The organism is Parasphingorhabdus sp. (assembly GCF_039982395.1).
Lineage (GTDB): Bacteria > Pseudomonadota > Alphaproteobacteria > Sphingomonadales > Sphingomonadaceae > Parasphingorhabdus.
Window position 1 is genome coordinate 195,044 of the sequence record NZ_JBDWYO010000003.1, and the last position, 21,659, is coordinate 216,702.

General features: G+C 50.3%; 26 protein-coding genes and 1 tRNA gene. 8 read left to right on the top strand and 19 right to left on the bottom strand.

The window, feature by feature from the left end; genetic code table 11:
• Nucleotides 1-321 precede the first annotated feature (321 nt).
• Nucleotides 322-477 (top strand): hypothetical protein, encoded by a 156-nt coding sequence (locus tag ABJV08_RS07600; protein WP_348040618.1) that lies wholly within the window; start codon nt 322-324, stop codon nt 475-477.
• 66 nt (nt 478-543) lie between these two features.
• Here ABJV08_RS07600 and ABJV08_RS07605 read toward each other — a convergent pair whose 3' ends face one another.
• From ABJV08_RS07605 to ABJV08_RS07625, 5 genes are all read right to left on the bottom strand, one after another.
• Nucleotides 544-780 carry a hypothetical protein gene (locus ABJV08_RS07605; protein ID WP_348040620.1) on the bottom strand — a complete coding sequence of 79 codons (237 nt, stop codon included), beginning with the start codon at nt 778-780 and terminating at the stop codon, nt 544-546.
• A 222-nt stretch (nt 781-1,002) separates the two neighbouring features.
• A complete protein-coding gene (locus tag ABJV08_RS07610; protein ID WP_348040622.1) occupies nt 1,003-1,587 on the bottom strand; it encodes a hypothetical protein in 585 nt (194 codons plus the stop codon).
• Between the two features lie 435 nt (nt 1,588-2,022).
• Complete coding sequence (locus ABJV08_RS07615; RefSeq protein ID WP_348040624.1) at nt 2,023-2,790, bottom strand: JAB domain-containing protein; 768 nt, start codon at nt 2,788-2,790, stop codon at nt 2,023-2,025.
• A gap of 288 nt (nt 2,791-3,078) precedes the next feature.
• The gene (locus ABJV08_RS07620; RefSeq protein WP_348040626.1) at nt 3,079-3,417 is read right to left on the bottom strand and encodes a hypothetical protein; all 339 of its coding nucleotides are present in this window, start codon (nt 3,415-3,417) and stop codon (nt 3,079-3,081) included.
• 62 nt (nt 3,418-3,479) lie between these two features.
• A complete protein-coding gene (locus ABJV08_RS07625; protein WP_348040628.1) occupies nt 3,480-3,995 on the bottom strand; it encodes a helix-turn-helix transcriptional regulator in 516 nt (171 codons plus the stop codon).
• A 232-nt stretch (nt 3,996-4,227) separates the two neighbouring features.
• Between ABJV08_RS07625 and ABJV08_RS07630 the strand changes: the two genes are divergently transcribed.
• Nucleotides 4,228-4,389 carry a hypothetical protein gene (locus ABJV08_RS07630; protein ID WP_348040630.1) on the top strand — a complete coding sequence of 54 codons (162 nt, stop codon included), beginning with the start codon at nt 4,228-4,230 and terminating at the stop codon, nt 4,387-4,389.
• Between the two features lie 162 nt (nt 4,390-4,551).
• On the opposite strand, the gene ABJV08_RS07635 is transcribed toward ABJV08_RS07630, so the two are convergent.
• The 4 genes from ABJV08_RS07635 to cysD form a co-directional block, all read right to left on the bottom strand.
• Nucleotides 4,552-4,779, bottom strand: coding sequence for a hypothetical protein (locus tag ABJV08_RS07635; protein ID WP_348040632.1), 228 nt, complete (start codon nt 4,777-4,779; stop codon nt 4,552-4,554).
• 273 nt (nt 4,780-5,052) lie between these two features.
• Nucleotides 5,053-5,784 (bottom strand): 3'(2'),5'-bisphosphate nucleotidase CysQ, encoded by a 732-nt coding sequence (locus tag ABJV08_RS07640; RefSeq protein WP_348040634.1) that lies wholly within the window; start codon nt 5,782-5,784, stop codon nt 5,053-5,055.
• Between the two features lie 8 nt (nt 5,785-5,792).
• Nucleotides 5,793-7,718: a sulfate adenylyltransferase subunit CysN gene (gene cysN, locus ABJV08_RS07645; RefSeq protein WP_348040636.1), complete on the bottom strand. Its 1,926-nt coding sequence runs from the start codon at nt 7,716-7,718 to the stop codon at nt 5,793-5,795.
• Nucleotides 7,718-8,632 carry a sulfate adenylyltransferase subunit CysD gene (gene cysD, locus ABJV08_RS07650; RefSeq protein WP_348040638.1) on the bottom strand — a complete coding sequence of 305 codons (915 nt, stop codon included), beginning with the start codon at nt 8,630-8,632 and terminating at the stop codon, nt 7,718-7,720. The genes cysN and cysD overlap by 1 nt, the downstream gene beginning before the upstream one ends.
• A gap of 82 nt (nt 8,633-8,714) precedes the next feature.
• Here cysD and ABJV08_RS07655 point away from each other — a divergent pair, with 82 nt between their 5' ends.
• Complete coding sequence (locus ABJV08_RS07655) at nt 8,715-9,815, top strand: helix-turn-helix transcriptional regulator (protein ID WP_348040640.1); 1,101 nt, start codon at nt 8,715-8,717, stop codon at nt 9,813-9,815.
• A 77-nt stretch (nt 9,816-9,892) separates the two neighbouring features.
• On the opposite strand, the gene ABJV08_RS07660 is transcribed toward ABJV08_RS07655, so the two are convergent.
• The 5 genes from ABJV08_RS07660 to ABJV08_RS07680 form a co-directional block, all read right to left on the bottom strand.
• Nucleotides 9,893-9,969, bottom strand: a tRNA-Arg gene (locus tag ABJV08_RS07660).
• 44 nt (nt 9,970-10,013) lie between these two features.
• Nucleotides 10,014-10,508 (bottom strand): DUF1178 family protein, encoded by a 495-nt coding sequence (locus tag ABJV08_RS07665; RefSeq protein WP_348040642.1) that lies wholly within the window; start codon nt 10,506-10,508, stop codon nt 10,014-10,016.
• Nucleotides 10,505-11,338, bottom strand: coding sequence for a carbon-nitrogen hydrolase family protein (locus tag ABJV08_RS07670; RefSeq protein WP_348040643.1), 834 nt, complete (start codon nt 11,336-11,338; stop codon nt 10,505-10,507). Before ABJV08_RS07670 ends, ABJV08_RS07665 begins: the two co-directional genes overlap by 4 nt.
• A 6-nt stretch (nt 11,339-11,344) precedes the next feature.
• Nucleotides 11,345-11,602, bottom strand: coding sequence for a glutaredoxin 3 (gene grxC, locus ABJV08_RS07675; RefSeq protein WP_348040644.1), 258 nt, complete (start codon nt 11,600-11,602; stop codon nt 11,345-11,347).
• A 78-nt stretch (nt 11,603-11,680) separates the two neighbouring features.
• Nucleotides 11,681-12,418: a ComF family protein gene (locus ABJV08_RS07680; RefSeq protein WP_348040646.1), complete on the bottom strand. Its 738-nt coding sequence runs from the start codon at nt 12,416-12,418 to the stop codon at nt 11,681-11,683.
• 40 nt (nt 12,419-12,458) lie between these two features.
• Between ABJV08_RS07680 and ABJV08_RS07685 the strand changes: the two genes are divergently transcribed.
• Nucleotides 12,459-13,325 carry a methyltransferase domain-containing protein gene (locus ABJV08_RS07685; protein WP_348040648.1) on the top strand — a complete coding sequence of 289 codons (867 nt, stop codon included), beginning with the start codon at nt 12,459-12,461 and terminating at the stop codon, nt 13,323-13,325.
• Between the two features lie 20 nt (nt 13,326-13,345).
• On the opposite strand, the gene ABJV08_RS07690 is transcribed toward ABJV08_RS07685, so the two are convergent.
• The gene (locus tag ABJV08_RS07690) at nt 13,346-13,756 is read right to left on the bottom strand and encodes a (deoxy)nucleoside triphosphate pyrophosphohydrolase (RefSeq protein WP_348040650.1); all 411 of its coding nucleotides are present in this window, start codon (nt 13,754-13,756) and stop codon (nt 13,346-13,348) included.
• A gap of 92 nt (nt 13,757-13,848) precedes the next feature.
• Between ABJV08_RS07690 and ABJV08_RS07695 the strand changes: the two genes are divergently transcribed.
• Both ABJV08_RS07695 and ABJV08_RS07700 read left to right on the top strand, forming a co-directional pair.
• Nucleotides 13,849-14,022, top strand: coding sequence for a Flp family type IVb pilin (locus ABJV08_RS07695; protein ID WP_348040651.1), 174 nt, complete (start codon nt 13,849-13,851; stop codon nt 14,020-14,022).
• A gap of 112 nt (nt 14,023-14,134) precedes the next feature.
• A complete protein-coding gene (locus tag ABJV08_RS07700) occupies nt 14,135-14,299 on the top strand; it encodes a Flp family type IVb pilin (RefSeq protein WP_348040653.1) in 165 nt (54 codons plus the stop codon).
• Nucleotides 14,300-14,366: 67 nt separating this feature from the next.
• On the opposite strand, the gene ABJV08_RS07705 is transcribed toward ABJV08_RS07700, so the two are convergent.
• The 4 genes from ABJV08_RS07705 to ABJV08_RS07720 all read right to left on the bottom strand — a co-directional run bounded on the left by ABJV08_RS07705 (nt 14,367) and on the right by ABJV08_RS07720 (nt 19,758).
• Nucleotides 14,367-15,866: a M48 family metalloprotease gene (locus tag ABJV08_RS07705; protein WP_348040655.1), complete on the bottom strand. Its 1,500-nt coding sequence runs from the start codon at nt 15,864-15,866 to the stop codon at nt 14,367-14,369.
• A gap of 111 nt (nt 15,867-15,977) precedes the next feature.
• Nucleotides 15,978-16,925: an acetyl-CoA carboxylase carboxyltransferase subunit alpha gene (locus ABJV08_RS07710; protein WP_348040657.1), complete on the bottom strand. Its 948-nt coding sequence runs from the start codon at nt 16,923-16,925 to the stop codon at nt 15,978-15,980.
• Between the two features lie 31 nt (nt 16,926-16,956).
• Entirely contained in the window at nt 16,957-17,853 is an 897-nt protein-coding gene (locus ABJV08_RS07715; RefSeq protein WP_348040659.1) for a tyrosine recombinase, read from the bottom strand.
• 39 nt (nt 17,854-17,892) lie between these two features.
• Nucleotides 17,893-19,758 (bottom strand): hypothetical protein, encoded by a 1,866-nt coding sequence (locus ABJV08_RS07720; RefSeq protein WP_348040661.1) that lies wholly within the window; start codon nt 19,756-19,758, stop codon nt 17,893-17,895.
• 228 nt (nt 19,759-19,986) lie between these two features.
• Here ABJV08_RS07720 and ABJV08_RS07725 point away from each other — a divergent pair, with 228 nt between their 5' ends.
• Nucleotides 19,987-20,562, top strand: a complete 576-nt coding sequence (locus ABJV08_RS07725; protein ID WP_348040663.1) for a shikimate kinase — start codon at nt 19,987-19,989, stop codon at nt 20,560-20,562.
• A complete protein-coding gene (gene aroB / locus ABJV08_RS07730; RefSeq protein ID WP_348040665.1) occupies nt 20,559-21,659 on the top strand; it encodes a 3-dehydroquinate synthase in 1,101 nt (366 codons plus the stop codon). The genes ABJV08_RS07725 and aroB overlap by 4 nt, the downstream gene beginning before the upstream one ends.

The window sequence follows — 21,659 nt, forward strand, 5'->3', positions numbered from 1 at the left end:
TCACACTGTGGTTAACGGTGAAGGTAGAAATACTTAAAGCATCCAGGCAATCTAATTTGATTCAATCCGCTTGAAACATCAATTTCGTTGGCTAAATCCAATCGATTTTACGGACAATTACAAATTAACACTTGTATCATCTTGTAAAATAGTTAAACAGATGTAGCAATTCAACGTAAAAGACTATTTTTGATTGAATTTGCAACCGCTTAACCTTAGAGGTTCGCGTAGATTGGGTATCTAACTAATTTCTTGAGTTCAAAAAGTTGAGACTGTCGATCATGATATCGCACAATAGTTTTCCAACCGATGTGATTCCTTATGATGAATGAGGACGTCAATGTGCATGGGTTGATTGAAAACCTAAAAGACGTGTTGCAATATTTTGATGCGAATGACCTGTCGATTCCTGCGATCAAAATCGAAGAGGCCATCAATGCGCTGAAACAGGCAGAGTTGGAAAAGACAGATAGTTGAATTGAACTGGCCAAGCCAGATTGCATTGGATGAGCTCTGTCTATCAGATTATTTTCGTTTTCAACGCTATTGAAGCTCATAGACTAGAAACACACAATTGGTCAGTGGACCACGCATTTCAAGATCACAGGCCTGTCTCGTCACCTGGATCGAATTGGGGCTATCAAAAGCATCAGAGTCGACCGATCCATCTTGCCTGATTTGGATGTTTCGGTGAATGACGGCCGATGCGGTCGCGGTCGTGACACCGCCTTTGTCTGCTGCATGGGCCTCCGCAGTCAGCCCCGATATTCCGAAGATCATAGATAAGCAGATGCAAAAAACCAACATGAGCGGTCGGAAAGCTGCATGCGGTCCAGAAATTTGGTCGATGACGGCAACTCCTCCAATTCTGACGCAAAGTCAGTCCGTGGAGTCATTGACGGTCGAGCCGGATTGATTTTAACCTTTTGGCATCTGCTTATGGAAATGGCTTTGAAGGTCTTGAAAACGGGAATTGCAAATTTGAGGCTATTGTCTTGCGCGCTATGATTGCCTGGAAGCCCATAATCTTATGTCCCTGGCCATGATTTCGTTGTTGATCCCGCAGACACTCAGAACACCCACAAAAATACCGCCGAGGAACTGCCGCAAATCGATTATTGCATAAGGAGATCGATAGGCGTCGTCGCCTTCCGAAGACAATATTTGCCTGATATCTTTGAACGACAGAATCTTGCATCGCTGGTGCCAACTGTCTTCTGACCTTAAGGTCAACAATGCCGATAATTCGGCAAAGAGAAAATAATCTATCTCTTCAGACTGTTCAGCCTGCTCACCCGCTAGAATAACTTTTGAAACCCCCGCCAACAACATATCTTCGATTTTGATGATTTCTGCGATGGACCGGTCAGGCGTTGATCCGATCTCCAAATATTCAAAGGCCAGTCCGAGGAGCAATAGCTCATGCCAGGAATAGACGGCTGGCTTTCCTTTTCCGGTATTTACACCGGTCGGGAAACCAAGGCGCTGCATATGCTGAATCCTGCCACGGAATGCGGTTCTATTGGCATCATCAATATTATGTTTCTGCGACAGAATTTCTTGAATTTCTTTGTAAGTAAATTCCATAGCTCTTCCCGAAGTTGAACCCCAAGTTCATTTTCAAACATTAGAATTTCATATTGGGTCAACGAAGAGAATGTGACAATCAGTTATTTTGAAAACCATCTGGTGCAATACATTGTTCGCACCAGATTGTCGCATCATCCGTCAATTGGAAACAGCCCAGTCCTTCGCATCTGTGCAAGCGACATTCCTCAATATAGCCCTCCGTTTCAAGAATCGACGACAGTCTTTTTACAACGGATACGGGCCTTCGAAGGTCTTTGCCCAAATCAGACGGAACAATGCATTGACCCTTATTCGCCGCGATATAAGCTTCGAGCAAAAGCTCCCAAGCTGGATCACCAAAAATATGCGGATTGGAAAAGCTTAAATTCCGTCGCCGCTGCCTACGCAATTCATTTGTCGCGCGTTCGATATTTCGAGGCGTGCGCTCGCTTGTCATATTATCTTTAACTTTCTGAAACTCGTCCAGCTGTCACTTGCGATGATGATATGATCGTGCAGGCGTATCTCCAGCTCCACACACAGAGTTTTGATAGACTTGGTAAACTCAATATCTCTCTTACTGGGTCTAACATCGCCGCCCGGATGATTGTGCGCCAGAATCATACCACTGGCATCGAGTTCCAGAGCCCTCTTCAAGATACTCCGCGGCTGGACGAATATTCGCTGCGGAGACCCTGCGCCAAACTCCTCATCTCCTAACAAATGGTTCGCACCATCCAAAAACAACACTCGCATCGCCTCTGATGTTCGCGCGCCTATACGGGCCTGAAGATACTTTACCAGACGCTGATCGGTGGCCGAAAAAATCTTTCGGGGCAGTTCATTCTTCAATCGGGCAACGATCAACTTCTCGGTTGTCGTGAGAAGCTTTACCAAGACAGGGTTACTCGGGAGAACCCGGTGAAGTGCTGCTTCAGACTGCCCCAACATTCGACCAATAGATCCAAATTCATCGAGTAGTTCGGATGAGAGTTGCCCCCCGTCGTTGGGTGCAACAATCTCTATGAACTGCGCCAGGGCTTGTCGGCCCCGGTGATTTTCAGCCTTTTCTGGTGATAGTAAGTTCCCATTATCAACAAGACCACCAACGGATAAGAAGAAGCTATTTGCATGATCATATAGGCTTTTGGATGAATCGTCACGTCGAGCATCCGCGTTATGTGGGCGACGACCGCGATTGTCTGGAGCGAGACTACCCATAATGGCCAAAATCTATTTGCGCACAGCGCGACAGCAAAAAGGCAGAGCCATGAGGCCAAATCAATGACCAAGTGCCCAGGATCCAACTTTGCATATTCGAGCGGGGTAACGAGATGAACGAGCGGGTCCAATCCCCACATCGCAATAACGACGGCCGCAATCCAACGCTCTGGCGCCCCTCCACGATACAGGGCATAGAGGCACGCCGCGCAGCAGAAGATGAAGAAAATTGTGGTCCGCATCGCCTAGTTGAAACAGTCTCAAGCATTCCAGTCAACCTCTGATTATTCAAGCTGCAACAGAATGTAATTTGCCTTCAGCGCCTGACGCTTGAGCTGGCGGACAGTTTTCGTGCGTATCCATGCCTGCCAGTTCCTGACCAACCTTCTTCAGTTCTCCATGTACCCGGAAAACATCGCTGCTGGCTTCAACTAGCGCCATTTGAGCCTTTGCCAACCTACGGACAGCGACCTGCCCTGTCCCCGCTGGTGTGCCGGCATTCATGCGTGCTTCAATCAAAGTGACCATTAAGCTCGACACCGAGACTAGCGCTTGATCGATGGAGGCCTCTGTTTGAGGGACTTCTTGCTTGATTTTATCTTTCGCAATTCTGATTTGATAAGACATAGTCCATCCTTTCCGCAAATTGCGGATTCTGCCGTTTCAAAAAATGAGAGCCCAGTGGCTGCTTAGGCTGTCAACAGACTAGAAAGAGACTGGGAGACTGACAAACCAATCAAAACAATTGCCAATATTCCGATCGTCAGCACGACGATGATGGCTATGCGTTGAGCGGTTCCCCAATTGCCTCGAGGCTCCTTCAGGCTTTGCGGCCAAAAATTCATGTCATGCTCGGTATCAAAATCATAAGAGGTTGATACTTCTTCGAGCATGACGGAATTTGATCGCTCGTCCCGAGAGCCCTCTTGATCGAAAGTCTCGTAGGAGGGAACACATGCCGGATCATATAGTATCGGGTCATAGGTTCCCGATGCTCGTGCATAGATGAGAGCCGCCTCGCCTCGGGTCGAAGCCCCCAGCACTCTTCGAGCGCCAATCAATCGTTGATCCACAGCAGGTTTGGAAATATCCAGGATTCGCGCGATTTCTTTAGAAGATTTTCGCAGAACCACTAGGTGTAAGCATTCTCGCTGCTTTTCAGTAAGCTTTGCAATACGCGATAGATCTTGCGCGATTTCTTCCAAGGTTAATGCCCCATAAATTCTCATTGTTCATACCGTCTTGATTGAGGGAACGCAACCAACACAGATCGATCAAAATTTGGATGAAACGCAGTATCAATTTGGATTGCACAGCGACAAAAACCGGAGTCCAAGATTAAGAATAAGGGTGCTTTCCCGTTAACCACATATTGCCAGCAGCATCGAGGCCAAACGAAAAATATCGATGCGTTGAATAGGCTAAGGAATTTCCATCATGCCCGACAATGCAAAGAAGGACAGGAAAGATGCGATTATTGGCGCACTCGAAAAAATATTGTCCGAACTCGACGAACATCAGCTTTTTCTGCCTGCATTGAAAATTGTCGAAGCACTTGATATTCTCTCTGAAGATCAGGAAGATACGCCAACCAATTAATTTGGAAAAACCACGGCTCAAGATTTTACGCGCCCTGCCCAAACAACCGACAATTTTGCTATTTTCTCAGTAGGAGGATTCAATCATTCCTCGTCTGGACATATACTTGAAGATCGTAAAACAAACTTTCAGTTTTGGGTCGGTCGATCGAGAGTAGAAATCCTAATCTATCTCGGGATCACGCAATTTTTTCAACTTAGCGCAATATTCACTCTCGGTCTCGTGCACGGTGCCAGCGACTTGGAATTCAAGCACTGTTTCAGAACATTCCCATGTAGATTGAATCTCTAGTGTTTTTTGTCGCTTAGCTTGATTGTCGTCACTTTCTAAATTGCTTCCACCGGCGACCATCAGAGAGACAGAAGTCAATATAGCCGTCAACATGGTCATAGCTCGATTCCTTAATCAGGAAAATCCAGGATTTTCCAAGACATTGAGCCATAGGATTCTTTCGATGCTCGCTAGTTTCTGTCTGGCTCGACAATATAATATTGAACGGCAAAACATCGCTATACTTTAGCCCGGAAACCAAAAAAATTTCGAGAGCGAAAACGCGCTATTGGGAACGTTGAGAACGTATTTTCAGATTGCGGTCGTCGGCCAGATACTGTCGCGACTATTCGAAATGGTCAAAACTGGCGATGAATCGCAAAGCCTCTCCATTTAGGTGTTCAGTGCGTCAAAAACTCGATCTGTCCATTCTTTCCTACAGATCAGCAAGTCGGGCATATACGTATCCCGTTGATTGTAAATGAGAGGCGAGCCATCGATGCGTGAGCAGTGCAATCCATAAGCGGATGCGACTGCGACAGGGGCACAGCTATCCCATTCGAACTGACCGCCTGAGTGGAGATATATTTCCGCTTCTCCCCGGACAATAGCCATGGCCTTTGCTCCGGCAGAACCCATTGGTAACAATTCACCCTCGAGCTTCTTTGCTACAGAGACTGCTTCAGCCGCCGGTCGCGTGCGACTGACCACCAAGCGGGGCGGACCGTCATGGGTCGGATGCGCATCGATTTCATCGCTTCGCAGAACGATATTTCCATCAAGGCCCGGCAACGCGACAGCCCCGATCGAAGCGACCCCGTCTACAGCAAGTGCCACATGCACTGCCCAATCTGCCCGCGCTTCACCATATTCTCGCGTACCGTCCACGGGATCGACTATCCACACCCGCGATTTGGCCAGACGATCTTCCGTATCCTTGCTTTCTTCGGAAAGCAGTCCATCGTCAGGCCGCTGATGACGCAAAGCATGGACCAGGAACTCATTCGCAGTTTGATCTCCGGCTTTGCCCAGTGCCTTCCCATCAAACATTGCACTATCGCGCACTTCCAACAAAATGCGCCCCGCAGTTTGTGCGAGATGGGCAGCGAGATCGGAGTCGTTCATAACATTGCTCATTTCAACGGCATGATTTGGCTTAAGATAAAGTCGGTTGCTTCGGCGGGAGTCATTTCAACCGTATTTACCCGAATTTCGGGATTTTCCGGAGGTTCATAAGGGCTATCAATGCCGGTGAAGTTTTTCAGCTTGCCGCTGCGGGCTTTCTTGTAAAGCCCCTTCACATCCCGTTCTTCGGCAACTTCCAGCGGTGTATCCACAAAAATCTCGATAAATTCTGCGTCAGGTAACATGTCGCGGACCATTTTCCGCTCGGCCCGAAACGGGCTAATGAAGGCAGTGAGCACGATCAGTCCAGCATCGGTCATCAGCTTGGCAACCTCGCCAACGCGGCGAATATTCTCGATCCGGTCAGCCTCGGTAAAACCAAGATCTTTGTTCAAACCATGCCGCACATTGTCGCCATCCAACAAGAAGGTGTGGCGATTCATCAGATTGAGGCTTTTTTCAACCTCATTGGCAATCGTCGATTTACCCGAACCAGAGAGACCGGTGAACCAAAGCACCCGAGGAGTCTGATTCTTGAGAATGCCATGCTCTTCTCGGGTAATCGTGGTCTGCTGCCAATGAACATTGGCTGCCCTGCGCAAACTAAAATGCAGCATGCCTGCTGCGACCGTCGCATTCGTGATCTTATCGACCAGAATAAACCCGCCAAGTTCCGTACTGTCAGCATAGGGTTCGAACACCACTGGCTTGTCGGTTTGGATTTCTGCCACACCGATGGCATTCAATTCCAGCGTTTTGGCTGCCAGACGCTCCATAGTGTTGACGTTAATCTCAAATTTGGGTTCCTGTACCGATGCGCCGACCGTTTGCGAGCCCAGTTTCAGCCAATAGCCGCGGCCGGGCTTCAACGCTTCATCGCTCATCCAAACAATGGTGGATTCAAATTGATCAGACACTTCAGGTGGATCATCTGCAGTCGCAATCACATCTCCGCGTGAACAATCAACTTCATCCTCCAAAGTGATCGTAACAGACTCGCCTGCCACCGCTTCATCAAGCGTACCTCCCAGTGCGACAATGCTCTTAACAGAGCTGTTTTTGCCCGAAGGCACGATGCGGACCGGGTCACCCGGCTTGATAGTGCCACCCGAAACAAGCCCAGAGAAACCACGAAAATCGAGATTGGGCCGGTTGACCCATTGCACCGGCATGCGAAACGGCTTGTCTTGCGCCGCGGTGGCGGCAATCTCGATATTCTCGAGATGCCCGATCAAGGCCGGGCCGTCATACCACGCCATATTTTCTGACGGCGCAACCGTGATATTGTCACCCTTGAAACCCGAAATCGGGATTGCTGTAAAATCCTTGATGCCAATTTCGGTAGCAAATTCGGCATATTCTTTCACGATAGTGTCAAATTTGTCCTGGCTATAGTCAACGAGGTCCATCTTATTCACAGCAAGAATAAGGTTTTTGATCCCAAGCAGATGCGCCAGATAGGAATGGCGCCTCGTCTGAACCAGGACGCCTTTTCGGGCATCGACCAGAATGACAGCAGCATCAGCCGTCGATGCACCAGTGACCATGTTACGGGTATATTGTTCATGCCCCGGCGTATCAGCGACAATGAACTTGCGCTTTTCCGTCGCGAAAAACCGATAAGCAACATCGATGGTGATACCCTGTTCGCGCTCCGCAGCCAGCCCGTCCACAAGCAATGCGAAATCAATCTCTTGACCTTGGGTGCCAGATTTTTTGCTATCAGCCTCCAACGCTTCCAATTGATCTTCGAAGATCATTTTACTGTCGTAGAGCAAACGACCGATAAGTGTGCTTTTGCCATCATCCACGCTCCCGCAGGTAATGAAACGCAGCAATTCTTTTTTCTGATGCTGGGCCAGATACGCGTCAATATCGTCTGCGATCAACGCCTCAGTCTGATAAATGGGTTCTTTGCCGGTATGTTCGGTCATCAGAAATAGCCCTCCTGCTTCTTCTTCTCCATGCCAGCACCACCTTCATCCTTATCTATGACACGGCCTTGCCGTTCACTGGTGGTCGTCAGGAGCATTTCCTGAATGACTTCCGATAGGGTCGATGCGGTGCTTTCGACCGCACCGGTAAGGGGGGAGCAGCCCAATGTACGGAAACGGACAGAACGCGTAGTGATTTCGGGTTCAAAACCCATGACCTTTTTCAGCCGGTCCAGATCATCAGCCATGAACAGTCCACCCTCATATATATAGGTTGGACGCGGTGCGGCAAAATAGAGCGGCACGATCTCGATATTCTCAGCCATGATATATTGCCAGATATCAAGCTCTGTCCAATTGCTAATGGGAAAGACCCTTATGCTCTCACCTTTGGCCTTTTTGGCATTGTAAAGATTCCACAGTTCCGGCCGCTGGTTTTTGGGATCCCATCCATGGCTCGCCGTACGAAATGAGAATATGCGCTCTTTTGCACGACTTTTCTCTTCATCACGCCGAGCACCGCCAAACGCTACATCAAATCCATGAAGATCGAGCGCCTGCTTGAGCCCTTCAGTCTTCCACATATCCGTATGAAGCGGACCATGATCAAACGGGTTTATACCCCGTTCTTGCGCCTCTGCATTTTGGTGAACAATCAATTCCATACCCGCATCTTCTGCGGCCTTTTCCCGCAACGCGTACATGTCCTTGAATTTCCAGGTCGTATCGACATGAAGCAACGGAAACGGTGGAGAAGAAGGATAGAATGCCTTTTTGGCAAGATGCAACAAAACCGCGCTGTCCTTGCCAACGCTGTACATCATCACTGGATTCTTTGCATCAGCCATCACTTCACGCATGATGTGGATAGCTTCTGCTTCAAGCCGCTCTAAGTGAGTTAATATACGGGTCACAGTCGTTCCATTCTCAATGATTTAAAGCCCCAATAACTGCTTTCTTCTCGCATACAGTTCCCAAATGGGATACAAAATGGGAATGTCCATCATTCTGAGCGAAGAACATGATCTAATAGCGGCGCTTCACCGCGGCACACTCGGCGCGCCTCCATGGGAAGATTTTCTGGAACAGCTACGCCGCAGAACCGCGGCAGACTATGCCAGCCTTTTCTTTCAAGGAGAGCATGATTGGCTACAATCTGTCCGAATTCCGGCGCTCAATCGCACCTCCGATGCCATAAACGAAATCCATCAATGGGATTCCGGAGACACAAAAACCCTGCCGCACAACACAATGCGGCTCAATCGGGTCTACTCCCTGGATGAGTTAATCGACTCAAACAATCCGCTGCAAAATCGCTTTAAAGCGCTCTTTGTGCAAGATGAAAACATACGTTTTGCCCGCAACATGCGCGTAGCAGAACCCAATGGTGGACAGATATGGATTTCGCTTGGTCGTGAGAAAAGTGATTTTTCGGCAAGTGATGGCGCGCTACTTGGATCCCTCTCCAACCATTTGGCTATTGCTGCGGGAACGCATTCCGAGCTTGAACGACAACGGCTGAAAGCTGGTATCTCGGCCGATGCGATCATGCGTCTCAATTTTGGTTGGCTTTTACTCGATGCGTCTGGCCGGATCATTGATATGAGCGAGCAGGCAGAGGTTTTGGTACAAGAGGCACAAACCCTACGCAAATCGCCAGATGGACGGCTGATAACCGAGCGCTCCGATGCGCAAGGAATTTTGCACAAATTTTTGAAAATGCGACAGGCAGGAGAAAATGCGGTCCGGACCGTGCACCTCTCCGACGAACCATGGCTCGATATGCTGCTCACCAATCCGCCGGCCGATCTTCCAGGGGCGTTGCAGCCTGTTGCCATTGCCTTTGTTCATGGCGAGAGATCCAGTAGCGTCGATCGCAGCCAACATCTAGCGAACCTGTTCGGCCTCTCCCTTCAGGAAGCCCGCCTCGCCGTGCATATCAGTCGTGGCGTAACGATCAGGGAAGCGGCCATGCTCTTGGGCCTCACCCTTGAAACCACTCGTCTATACTCAAAACGCATCTACGCCAAAACGGGCACAAGAGGACAGGCGGATCTTGTTAGGCTTATCCTTGCCAGTATTGTGGCATTGGCTTAAAATATACAATCTTTTGGCTCATGAAAGATGCCCCTAGAACGCCCCCATTCCTGATTGCAATCCAATTTTTGGAGAAATGGTGCGCCCGACAGGATTTGAACCTGTGGCCCCCAGATTAGGAATCTGATGCTCTATCCAACTGAGCTACGGGCGCATAGTCCTTGCGTGTCTAACCCCATTGGTAGCGGCATACCAGAATCAATTTTTGGATTTTGGCGGCAAGACGGGAAGTGGAAGGGGTTGAGCAACGATACCTTCCTCCTCCAAATCGGTGACTTCTTCTGGCGACGCCGTGCCGTGAATTGGCGCCTCTTCAGCATCTCCATAGTGAATATCGCGGGCCCTATCTGCAAATTTATCGCCGACCCATTCGGAATTGGAAAGCAACCCCTCTTGTGCCTTTGCCAGCTTGCCGATTATTTCTTGATATTCAGCGGGAGTGGACGTCTTGTTGGTCACCGGTTGGGCCGCAACAGGCACAGATGGATTGTCGTTTGGTTTTTCGGACACTGGCTCTTGATTGCCTTTTCGACCAACGCTCGGGGCCATGGCGGCCTTGGTAATATTTTTACTTCCGCACATCGGACAGTCCAGCAATCCGCGATCCAGTTGCTCGCTATAGTCTTGCGAAGAACCAAACCAGCCCTCGAACTGATGCTCGCCATCCGCGCAAATCAAATCGAAGACTATCATGCCTGGTTCACCGGCAACTCGAACGTTTTGCGATGGGCTATCACCGGGATGCGCGAACGAACCTCTTGGACTTTCTGCAAATCAAGATTGCAGAAATCCAGTCCGATGCCCTCGCCCATATCAAGCAAAACTTTGCCCCAAGGATCAACCACCATAGAGTGCCCGTACGTTGAACGGCCATCTGCATGCTTGCCATATTGTGCCGCCGCCACGACAAAAACACCGGCCTCGATCGCCCGGGCTCGAAGCAAGACTTCCCAATGCGCCTTCCCTGTGGGAACTGTGAACGCTGCAGGTATCGATAGAAGGTCAGCACCGGCGTTGGTCATAGCTTCATAAAGCCCGGAAAAACGAAGATCATAACATATAGACATTCCCAACGTGGCGCCAGGGACCGGCGCTACAACCGCACCATCGCCGCGAGCATATGCAGAAGATTCTCTTTGTGAATCATTGGGGCCCAGATCCACATCGAACAGATGAATCTTATCATAGCGCGCGACAATCGCGCCTTCGGGATCGATCAGAAAAGAACGGTTTACCCATTTCTGATTCTTACGGTCAGTGTCCCTAATGGCCAAAGAACCAAGCTGAACCCAGATCCCTGCTTTCCGTGCCTCGGACCGCGCTACCAAAAGAACAGGATCTTCGGATTCATTTCGGATTACATTTTCTGCGCGCGACCGATTGCAGTCCATCATTCCTGTCATTTCCGGCGTGAATATCATTGAAGCGCCGCCAGCCACAGCTTCGGTTATAAGCGCGCGCAACTGCCGGGCATTTTCACTCGGGTCGATGCCACTGCACATTTGGGCGAGCGCAATTTTCAAATCCAGTCAACTCGCCAGAAGTGCATCGAGTTCGCCGGAACGCTCCAATGCTGCAAGCTCATCTGAACCACCGATATGGCGGTCGTCGATAAATATCTGCGGCACGGTTGTCCGACCACCGGCACGCTGAATCATCTCTTCGCGCTTTTCTCCATCCATGGAGATGTCTGTCTCGTCAAAGCTCACTTTTTTTTCCTCCAGCAACGCCTTGGCGCGAAAGCAGAAGCCGCAGGTAAATTTCGTATATATTTCAACTTTCGACATATTCTGTTCTTTCTTCCATCAGATTTCAGATGGGCTGTTGCTGGGCGAACTTCAAGCCATCCCTATCGCTTTGGATCACTAACCTGTTTCGAGCTCGTTGATAACCCTCGCCCAGCAGAAAACGAGTACTTGCTCAGCACCTGCCTGTTTGAGTAGCCGCGCACAAGCATTGCTCGTCGAACCGCTTGTATAAACATCATCGACCAGCAGAATAGACTTTCCTGACAGCGTTGACCGCGCACCGGCCCGCAGCGCAAACGCCTTGTCGACGATTCTCTGTCGCTGCTTAGCGGTCATACCTTTTAGCGGAGGCGTTATTTTGCAGCGATAAATTGCGTTATAACTCATCTCGATGCCGGTGTATTTTGAGAGTTCACTGCCAATAAGAACCGACTGATTGAAGCCCCGCCGCCATAGCCGCGCGGCGTGGAGCGGTACCGGGACAATGACCATGTTACTGGACGGTTGGACAACGAATTTTTGCAAATGCTCTGCGATCAATTTTGCAAGTCCCAGTCTTGTGCCATATTTAAGGCGCATCGCTATAAGCGAACTCAGATCGTCGTAACGGACTACCGCCCGAACCCCATCATGGTCCGGTGGATTTGCGAGACATTTGACGCAACGGCTATCGTCCGGACGATCAAAAGCAAATGGCAAACCACAGGCGTCGCACCACGGCCTGACCAAAAAATGCAATTGCTGCCAACAAGACAAGCAGAACCGGTTATCAGCCTCCACTGTGAGACCACAAACGGGGCACCTCGGCGGCAAAGCGAAGTCAAATAATGGTCTGAAAATGGCTGGCAACGGCATTTGATCTTTTTGCCCAGCGTCCCTAAAGCCACAAGACCCTATGACCGATACAGTCAATGTTCCTGAAGTGTTTAACCGCAATCTCAGACGCCGCGTCCGCGATCGTGCTTATTCGCGCGCAAATGGCGAAGATTTCTTCTCCCAGATCATGGTTGAGGAAATTTTGGAACGACTTGATGCGGTCAAACGCACATTTAAACGCGTACTCATTATTGGTTTGTCCGCAGAAGCTCTAGGAAGAGAGTTGCAGAAGCGAGGCATGACCGTTGTCTTCGCCGACTCCAGCGAGCAACTAGCGAGCGCACTTGGCGGTGTAATATGCGATGACGACCGATTGCCATTTGCGGATCATAGCTTTGATCTGATCATCAACATGGGTTCTCTAGACACGATAAACGATCTGCCAGGCGCGCTCGCCTTGTGCCGTAGGATAATGGTTCCCGATGGATTGCTGCTAGCAGCCTTCGTGTGCGCGGAAAGCTTCACATCCCTCAAATCTGTGATCATGGAGGCTGAGGGCGACAGGGTGGCAGCTCATATTCATCCGCAAATTGACGTCCGAACCGCTGGCGACCTCTTGGCGCGCGCAGGACTCACATTACCAGTGGCTGACAGCGATATCTTAAGCCTCAGATATTCAAGCCTCGAGCGCTTGATTTCGGACATTAGAAACATGGGAGGCAGCAATATTCTGACCGGCAGAGCCCCCTCGATTAGCCGGAAAACCTCAAATATCATTCAATCGTTATTTGATGCGCGATCAAAACCGACGGGAAAATTCGAGGAAAGCGTCACATTACTATATCTTTGCGCATGGGCACCCCATCCGGACCAACCGAAGCCAGCGCCGCGCGGAAGTGGACAGGCTTCTCTTACCAAAGCCCTTTCGGGCGGTGATCAAAACTGATCGGGCAACCGAGTCGATCTTTACAGAAAATAAGACAGCTTATCGACCAGGGGTCCGTCTGCGGGAGGCATTGGGATATCATGCAACGCTTCAATCGGCAGCCATTGCATGTCCAATGAATCCGCACTCTGCATTTGGCCGGTCCATTTGCGACATATATATAACAATAGAACCAGATGCCGGTCCCCAACTGCTTCACTAGCGAACGTCACTGGCTCAATATCCAATTCACTGACATCGATACCCAGCTCTTCCTCCAGCTCGCGAACCAAAGCAGCTCCCGGTGTTTCTCCTGGCTCAACCTTTCCCCCAGGGAACTCCCAAAGACCTGCCATAGGCTTGCCTTCTGGCCGCTTCTGCACCAGAATTCTGCCATTCTGATCAACTAACGCAGCAGCAGAGACAAACAAGTATGTCGGATTTTTTTCCATTTTTTTCTGCGATGTAAGGATTTTATTAACGCCTTTCTGTGAAAACGGGTCTGTTCGCGACTTAGCAGAACTTTACCTACGTTGAGAGAGACATGATTGATCTTTTGAAAAAATTATTTCTCTCTGACAAGGGTGCGACGGCTGTTGAATATGGTTTGATATTGGCCCTCATCGCGCTTGCAGCTGTTGTTGCAATTGGCGGTGTTGCCAACGAAACCGTCAACATGTGGACTGATGTTGCCAATCGGGTAACTGAAGTTTCATAAAAGTCTTTCGCACTTAAACTTTTGGTAAGGTTTATGATCTAGGATCCTGAATATTGGACTTTAATTTGGTTCAATTGGGTAAGTGAAGTTTGTCAAATCTAGGAGACCAGACATGAAAATCGTACGTAAAATGTTTAAGAATGAAGAAGGCGCAACGGCTATTGAATATGGCCTGATCGCTGCTTTGATCGCTGTTGCAGCTATTGTTGCAATGGGTCAGCTGGGCAACACCCTCAGCAACACCTTCGGCGAAGTCGAAAATTCAATGTCTAACTAATCTTCGGATTGTTAGAAAAAGAGGACGGCAGCCTTCTGGCTGCCGTCTTTTTTTGTGCCTAGTGTAATCAATAGGTTATAATCTTGACCTTCTGCCCAGCCCGAAGTCCATCGGTGGCGCGCATCCGATTGAGTACCAAAAATCGGTCTTGTTTGAGAGTCGTGTATGCCATCCGCGCTGAAAGACTAGATATCGTATCTCCACTTTTGACCGTAACAACGTCAACCCTGCGAGGTTTGATCGATGCTGCTTTGGCGGCAGAGAGCCGAGCTATGCTGCGATACATTGGCGAGAAAACAGAAGCGCTTCCAGCCGGGGCGATGGTGGCGAAGTGAAATGCACTGCTCTTAGAGAATTCATAAGCAAAGACGGTCACATCAACCTGACCATTCTTGCTGTCGACTCTAGCCATGGCATAAGATGCCGGCAGTCCATTTACTGTCGTCCGTTCAATGGCGCCGCGTGAAATGGTCTTTCCTTCCCCCGCCAAGCCTTTGAATGCCGCATCAATATAAGTCGTCATATTTCCACTATAGGCTGCAGTGGTAAACTGCCCCTGCCCGCCGGAGCCCACAATCGACACAGCACGGGCGCCATTTTGCATTGAAAATCCGTTGGGCACTGAAAACTTCAGCTTCAGATCGGGGTGTAAAAAGCTATTTCCTTCGATTACACCCTGCTTGGGATCATCACCATACATGATCCCATCCAGGTTTCGAAGGAACTTATCGCGATTGCGAAGTCCGCCAGATTGCGTCAATTTCCCGGCATTGGTCGCCGCGCGCGAAACTCTGCGCGCAGGATCGGGGTGCGTACTCGCCCATTCCGGTGCCGTACGGGCATCGCGTCCTGCGGCTCGCACATCAATGGCCGATTGCGCCGCGAGTGAATATAGCATCGATGACAGAGCCTGAGGATCATAGCCTGCCGAAGCCAGGTAGCGAATACCTAGGTCATCGGCTTCATATTCCTGCTTGCGCGAATATTTCAGAGTCAGCAACTGGCTGCCTGTCCCAAAAACTTCTTGCCCAATCCGGCCAATAGCCGAATCTCCCAGCAGAACCTGCGACCCTATTTGGCCCAATATTCCCAAAATGCTATTGCGCTTCGCGGCTTTCTGCCGCTTTTCACTATGTCTAGCCGCAACATGGCCGACTTCATGTCCCAGAACACCGGCCATCTCGGCTTCATCATTCATCAACGCCATCAATTGTCGTGTGAGATAAACATATCCTCCCGGGATGGCGAAAGCATTGTTCACCGGACTGTTTAGCAAGGTTACGGTAAAATCACTGCGGGCATTGCCAAGACCTGATTGCACCGCAATATTTTGACCAACACCAACAACATAAGCGACCTGCGGGCCAGTATAGGCGCCACCGAATTCCTCTAACAATTGTGGATGGGCTTTTGCACCCTTCTGTTTGTCAGCGGCTGATATCGAGCGGGCCTCACTCGATTGACTTCCTGCCGATTCAATCGCACCGGCGTCTGCTCCACTGCCCGTACACGCAACCAATGAAATAGCGCCGGCAGCACTCATCAACTTTGTCGAAAACTGTCTCATATCAAGCTCCTCAAGGTCGCAGTGTATAAGAACAGATCATCTGGTAAAGGGCTGTGCTTGTAAAATGACGTTTAAACGACTCAAGACAACGTAGAATCTAGATTTTGATCGCTAAAGCGCGCCCATTTGGAGGAATTTTTCGCGTCGCAACCCTCTCAACGTCTTACGATCAAGCTTACTGAGCGCTTCGAACTCTTCTTCAATTGCCTTACCCAGAGTTGCTATGGCCAATGCCTGATCCCGGTGCGCGCCACCCACGGGTTCCTTGATTATTCGATCAATAACTCCCAGTTTTTTGAGATTTTGAGCAGTGATTTGCATTGCATCTGCGGCGACATCGGCTTTGTCTCCGGTGCGCCACAAGATTGATGCGCAACCTTCGGGTGAGATAACCGAATAGACAGCATGCTCGAACATCAGCACGCGTTCTGCAGCGGCCAATGCGACTGCACCGCCGGAGCCGCCTTCCCCGACAACTATAGCCACCATTGGCACTCCAAGAGACAGGCATTTTTCGGTGGAGCGCGCAATAGCCTCAGCCTGCCCGCGTTCCTCGGCAGACACACCAGGAAATGCGCCCGATGTATCGACCAACGTCAAAACAGGAAGCGAGAACCGGTCGGCCATGTCCATGAGGCGTATTGCCTTACGATATCCTTCTGGCTTGCCCATGCCGAAATTATGCCGCAACCGGCTTTCTGTATCATCGCCTTTTTCATGACCGATAACGACAAACCTCCGGTCACCAATACGCGCGAATCCACCAAGAATTGCCTGATCATCACCAAAATTGCGATCACCACCTAGCGGGATAAACTCATCAAAGAGTTCAGCAGTGAAATTTTTGAAATGCGGCCGCTCGGGATGCCTGGCCACCTGTGTTTTTTGCCAAGGCGTCAGCTTGCCATAGGTATCACTAAGCATCTTGGCTGATTTGGCCTGCAGCTTTTCGATTTCCGCTTCGATATCAAGAGACCCTTCATCCGCTGTATCTCTTAATTCAAGAATACGGGATTCGAGAGCTGCGATTGGTTTTTCAAAATCGAGATATGATGTCATAAAAATGAGTTAGAACCGGACAAGCAAAACGTCAACGCGCGAGATTTACTTGGCTTAACGGATGACGATTATTCACCAGTTCAACTAAGCGGGCGCTGTCGATATGTGTGTAGATTTGCGTCGTGCTGATGTCACTATGGCCCAGCAACGTCTGCAACGCTCTAAGATCTGCTCCCCCTTCCAGCAAGTGCGTCGCAAAGGCATGGCGCAAAACATGCGGGCTGATTTTTGCCGGATTGATTCCTGCCTTGCCAGCATGTTCCTTGATAATCTGAAAAAGCCGCACACGGCTAATGTGACCAGTTCGCGAAGGAAAGAGCCATTTTTCCTTCGGATCGACATATTCCAGCCATCGTCGCACGGCGGTGCGGGCTTGTTGAGAGATCGGAACCAAACGCTCCTTTCCTCCCTTACCCTTTACAATCAAATATGGCTTGTCGGCTGAAATCGATGATCGTCGTAGATCAACCAACTCACTGGCTCTGAGTCCTGATCCGTAGAGCAGTTCCAAGATTGCGGAAAGCCTCATGGTGGAGGACTTTACCGGGACTTCATCCAACCCCTTGGCTATTAATTCAAACAATGCAGCAATTTCCGCATGCGACAACGTTCTGGGCAGCGAACGGACCAGACCAGGCTTGGGAAGAGCATCGGAGGGATCATCTTCTCTAAACCCTTCTTCCGCGAGAAATCCGAAGAAGCGTTTCAAGCTAGACGATTTCCGAGCGACCGTGCTATTTTGCAACTTGCGCCAATGAGATGGCAAGCTCTTGACCATATCTCTATCCGCACAGAACAATTTACCTCCGGCAATTGCGGACGCCTGTTCCAGGTCGCTACGATAGGCTGATAATGTATGCTGAGATGCACCGGCCTCTGCGACAAGCATTTCCAGAAAACGTTCGATCAGATTGGCATCATCGCTCATATCTTATTCGAATAAGCCCCGCGCCGTCTCATGCAAAGCCTATGTCCGAGACAAGGCTTCTGCGGCAATCATGCGAGCTTCCGACTCCAGGCCAACACGCTTCAAGCTTTGCGTGATATGGAATAGATGCAATGGCGACATCGCATCCCAGTTTCGACCTTGCATACCTACCGCTGCCAGAAGAGCCACTGTCCCCTGCTGGCCGCGTCTCGCCGCTGACTGGATCGCTTTTGTCCACCGTGTGGAGCGGTTCAAATCTATCTCCAAATCATCTGCGAAATCATCGATCGCCTTCGCGTCCGCACGTCCCAATCCAGCGACTGCTGCCAGCAAAAATTTACTGCGCAATTGTTCTTCGCTGGCGTCATTGTCGCCAAAGCCATCCATCGCATCATATGACACGGGAATATTCGTAGGGGATGCTACCGCCAACAGTGCCCAGCCGTCACTACCTTGTGCAACAATATCCGCCCATCTTATAGCACTCTGATCCAAGCCAGCAGCGAGCATGGATGCGATAAGGTCAGCGCTTTGGTCCGCCAAAACTTCTCTCGGCGGGATTTTTGCTGCGGCGCGTGCCGTCAATATCTTGGCCGAATATTGCGTAAGAGAATTTTTCGAACGCCCCCATAAATCTCGCATCGCCGCGAGGCGAGCCTCAACGGTGTCATTCGCATAAGCTTGGCGCAATACCGAAGCCAGAGCTTTTTTATCGTCGCTGACCTCGGGATCATCATATGCAGCTGCATAGATATCAACCATGGCTTCACTCGATACCACGCCCATGGCGGCCGCTGTATCCGTAGCTTTCATACGAGAATCAAGCGGAAGCATTGGGGCCCGGGCGCGCCAACCTTGCACATGACGGCCGGCCTTTGCATATAAGCGGTCTGGCGGTTCAACACCGGTTGCCACACCCAAGCCAAAGCGCCAGTTGTTGAAAAACTCGATGTCATCCCACAGAATAGATACGGCTCTCCGGCCTTCGAAACCTGCGCCGATCGTCTTTTCTGCTAGCAGATAGTCAATGCCAGTAGCGGCCTTATCGCGTCGCGCTTGTCGAAGTAGACTCGTCGCACGACTTTGTTCACCCGAAAGGGATGCGCATATCGGACGAAACATTATCCATGTCGGCGCATCGCTCGCGCGCGCGCCACCTTCAACGAGAGGGCAAATTCCAGCGGGGTCGGCCGTTGCCAAATGCGCCTGCATCGCCACTTCGTAGAGCCGCGGCGTGTAGTTGCCGCCGTCAACTTTCAAAACAAGCGAACGAGCGGCATCGGCCTCGCCCATCAGCAGCAATCGCCAAGCGCGCTCAGCGGTCCAGTCCGCGGCATTTACATTGTCTGGACTGGTCAACCTGCTGAGCAACGTTCGACGCAGCAATATAGAACCCCAACGCGAAATGATCGGACCATTTAAATTTCTGATCAAATTTGTCAGATATTCGCCACCCTCCTGACCAAAGGCATCTTTGGGTAAACCATTATATTTGGGCGTCAATACACCGATCTCTGCCATCGAGCGTCTTTCGCTTGCAGGCAGATAATATTGTGGCTGAAGCGCATCATCCAATGCATTTAAATCGACCTCACCATCCTGGTCGAGCACCAAAGAGGGTAAATCGGGGTCAAATGTCGTAATATTCTCCCCCCCCACAATTAAGCTCTCAGAACTGCCTGAGGGAGTTGGGGTAGGTCGCGCGGCGACCGGGCCTGGTGCTGGTGTGGGAGAAGCTGAAGGCGCAGGGCTCGGTGCAGGAGTCGGGGCCGGAGCTGGAGCCGGATCTCCAAATCCTGGTGGCAGCAGTGACTCGGGAGAGTCCTGCCCAGCAACAGGAATTGCAACCAAAAGAGCGCCGAGGCTCACTGCGGCTAGTGAAATATGTTTAAAGCGTATTCTCATTTTATTGCAAATCGTCGCCAATAACCGGCTTTTCAACCGGTTGGAGTGGTTGCTCGACATCCATCGAAGACAATAGCACTGCCGCACCAATTAAGAGTGCAACAAATAGAATTAGATAGACCAACTGACGCGGCATTAATGTTACTCAATCTTTAGAACCGTTAAAAACTAGTTTTGTCAGCATTGGAATTTGCACCCTTAGCCAACCGTTGTATAGCCTTTGCCCCAATGGACAAAAACATAAAAGCCTCTTTCGACAATATTGATAGAAATTCCGGTGAAAAACTGGATTTCGCACCCGACCAGTCGATTGTACTGGTTGGTTTGATGGGCGTGGGCAAGACCACGGTAGGCCGCCGCCTCGCAAAGCGCCTAGGCCTTGGATTTGCAGACGCAGACGAAGAAATCGAACGAGCGGCAGGGCTCACAGTCGAAGAAATATTCAGTCGATTTGGCGAAGATTATTTTAGAGATGGAGAACGGCGAGTGATAGCGCGTCTCATGGAAGGCAAACATCAGGTTATCGCCACTGGCGGCGGCGCGTTTATGAATGATGACACGCGCGCGCTGATTCTCGAGCAAGCAACCGCAATCTGGCTAGACGCAGATCTGGATACACTGGTGAAGAGAGTATCGCGACGCAACACTAGACCATTGCTGAAATCAGGTGATCCAGCGAAAATATTGGCCGATCTGGCCGCCAAAAGAAATCCCGTTTATTCCACCGCACATATTCATGTAACCGGCAATGATTCGCCACATGAAACCACCGTAGAAAAAATTATTGAGGCGTTGCAACGTTGACCCAAATCACTGTTGAATTAGGCGAAAACAGCTATCCCATATTGGTTCAGCCTGGCGCCTTAGAATTGGCAGCAACCCATCTGCGGGAGTTTGCCAACAATCATCGTCTATTCATCCTCACCGATGAGAATGTTGGATCACATTTGCTGCCCATTATACGCTCAGCGTTTGACGGCAGCGACATCGAACTTGTCGTAAAAACCCTCCCCGCTGGTGAAACAAGCAAAAGCTGGTCGCAACTGGAACAGGTGACGGATTGGCTCTTGGCCGAGGGTGTAGAACGCTCAGATACGCTTGTAGCACTGGGCGGCGGCGTCATTGGCGATCTGACAGGTTTTTCGGCAGCAATCATCAAGCGCGGTTGTTCCTTTGTGCAGATCCCCACTAGCCTTCTGGCGCAAGTTGACAGCAGCGTCGGCGGCAAAACCGCGATCAACAGCACCGCCGGCAAAAATCTGGTCGGCAGTTTTTACCAACCACAATTTGTGCTGATTGATCCACTTGTTGTGACAAGCCTTCCAGATAGAGAGTTGAAGGCAGGCTACGCAGAAGTCGTCAAATATGGCTTGATCAATGATGCGGATTTCTTCGCCTGGTGCGAGACCAATGGCGACAAGATTTTACAGCGCGATCCAGACGCTCTTAGCGAAGCGATTATCCATAGCGTCAGCACCAAGGCACAAATCGTCGCAGAAGACGAAAAAGAGCGCAGCGGCCGCCGCGCCCTTCTCAATCTTGGCCATACATTTGGCCATGCGTTGGAGGCTGAGACCGGCTTTTCGGACAAGCTTGTCCATGGGGAAGCGGTTGCTGCCGGCATGGCCCTTGCATTTGGATATTCTGCCCGCCGTGGGGATTGCAAAACCGCAGATGCCGAGCGCGTGGCAGCCCATCTGAAATCAGTGGGATTGCCTTATAATTTGTCCACATCATCGATCCAAGCTTCCGGCCAGCGGCTCGTTGAGCACATGATGCATGATAAAAAGATGAGCGGCGGGACCCTTCCCTTCTTACTCGCCCGTGGCATCGGTCAAACCTTTCTGGCCGATGATGTGGCACTGGGTGACATTGCTGCATTTCTGGACGAGTCCGCATAG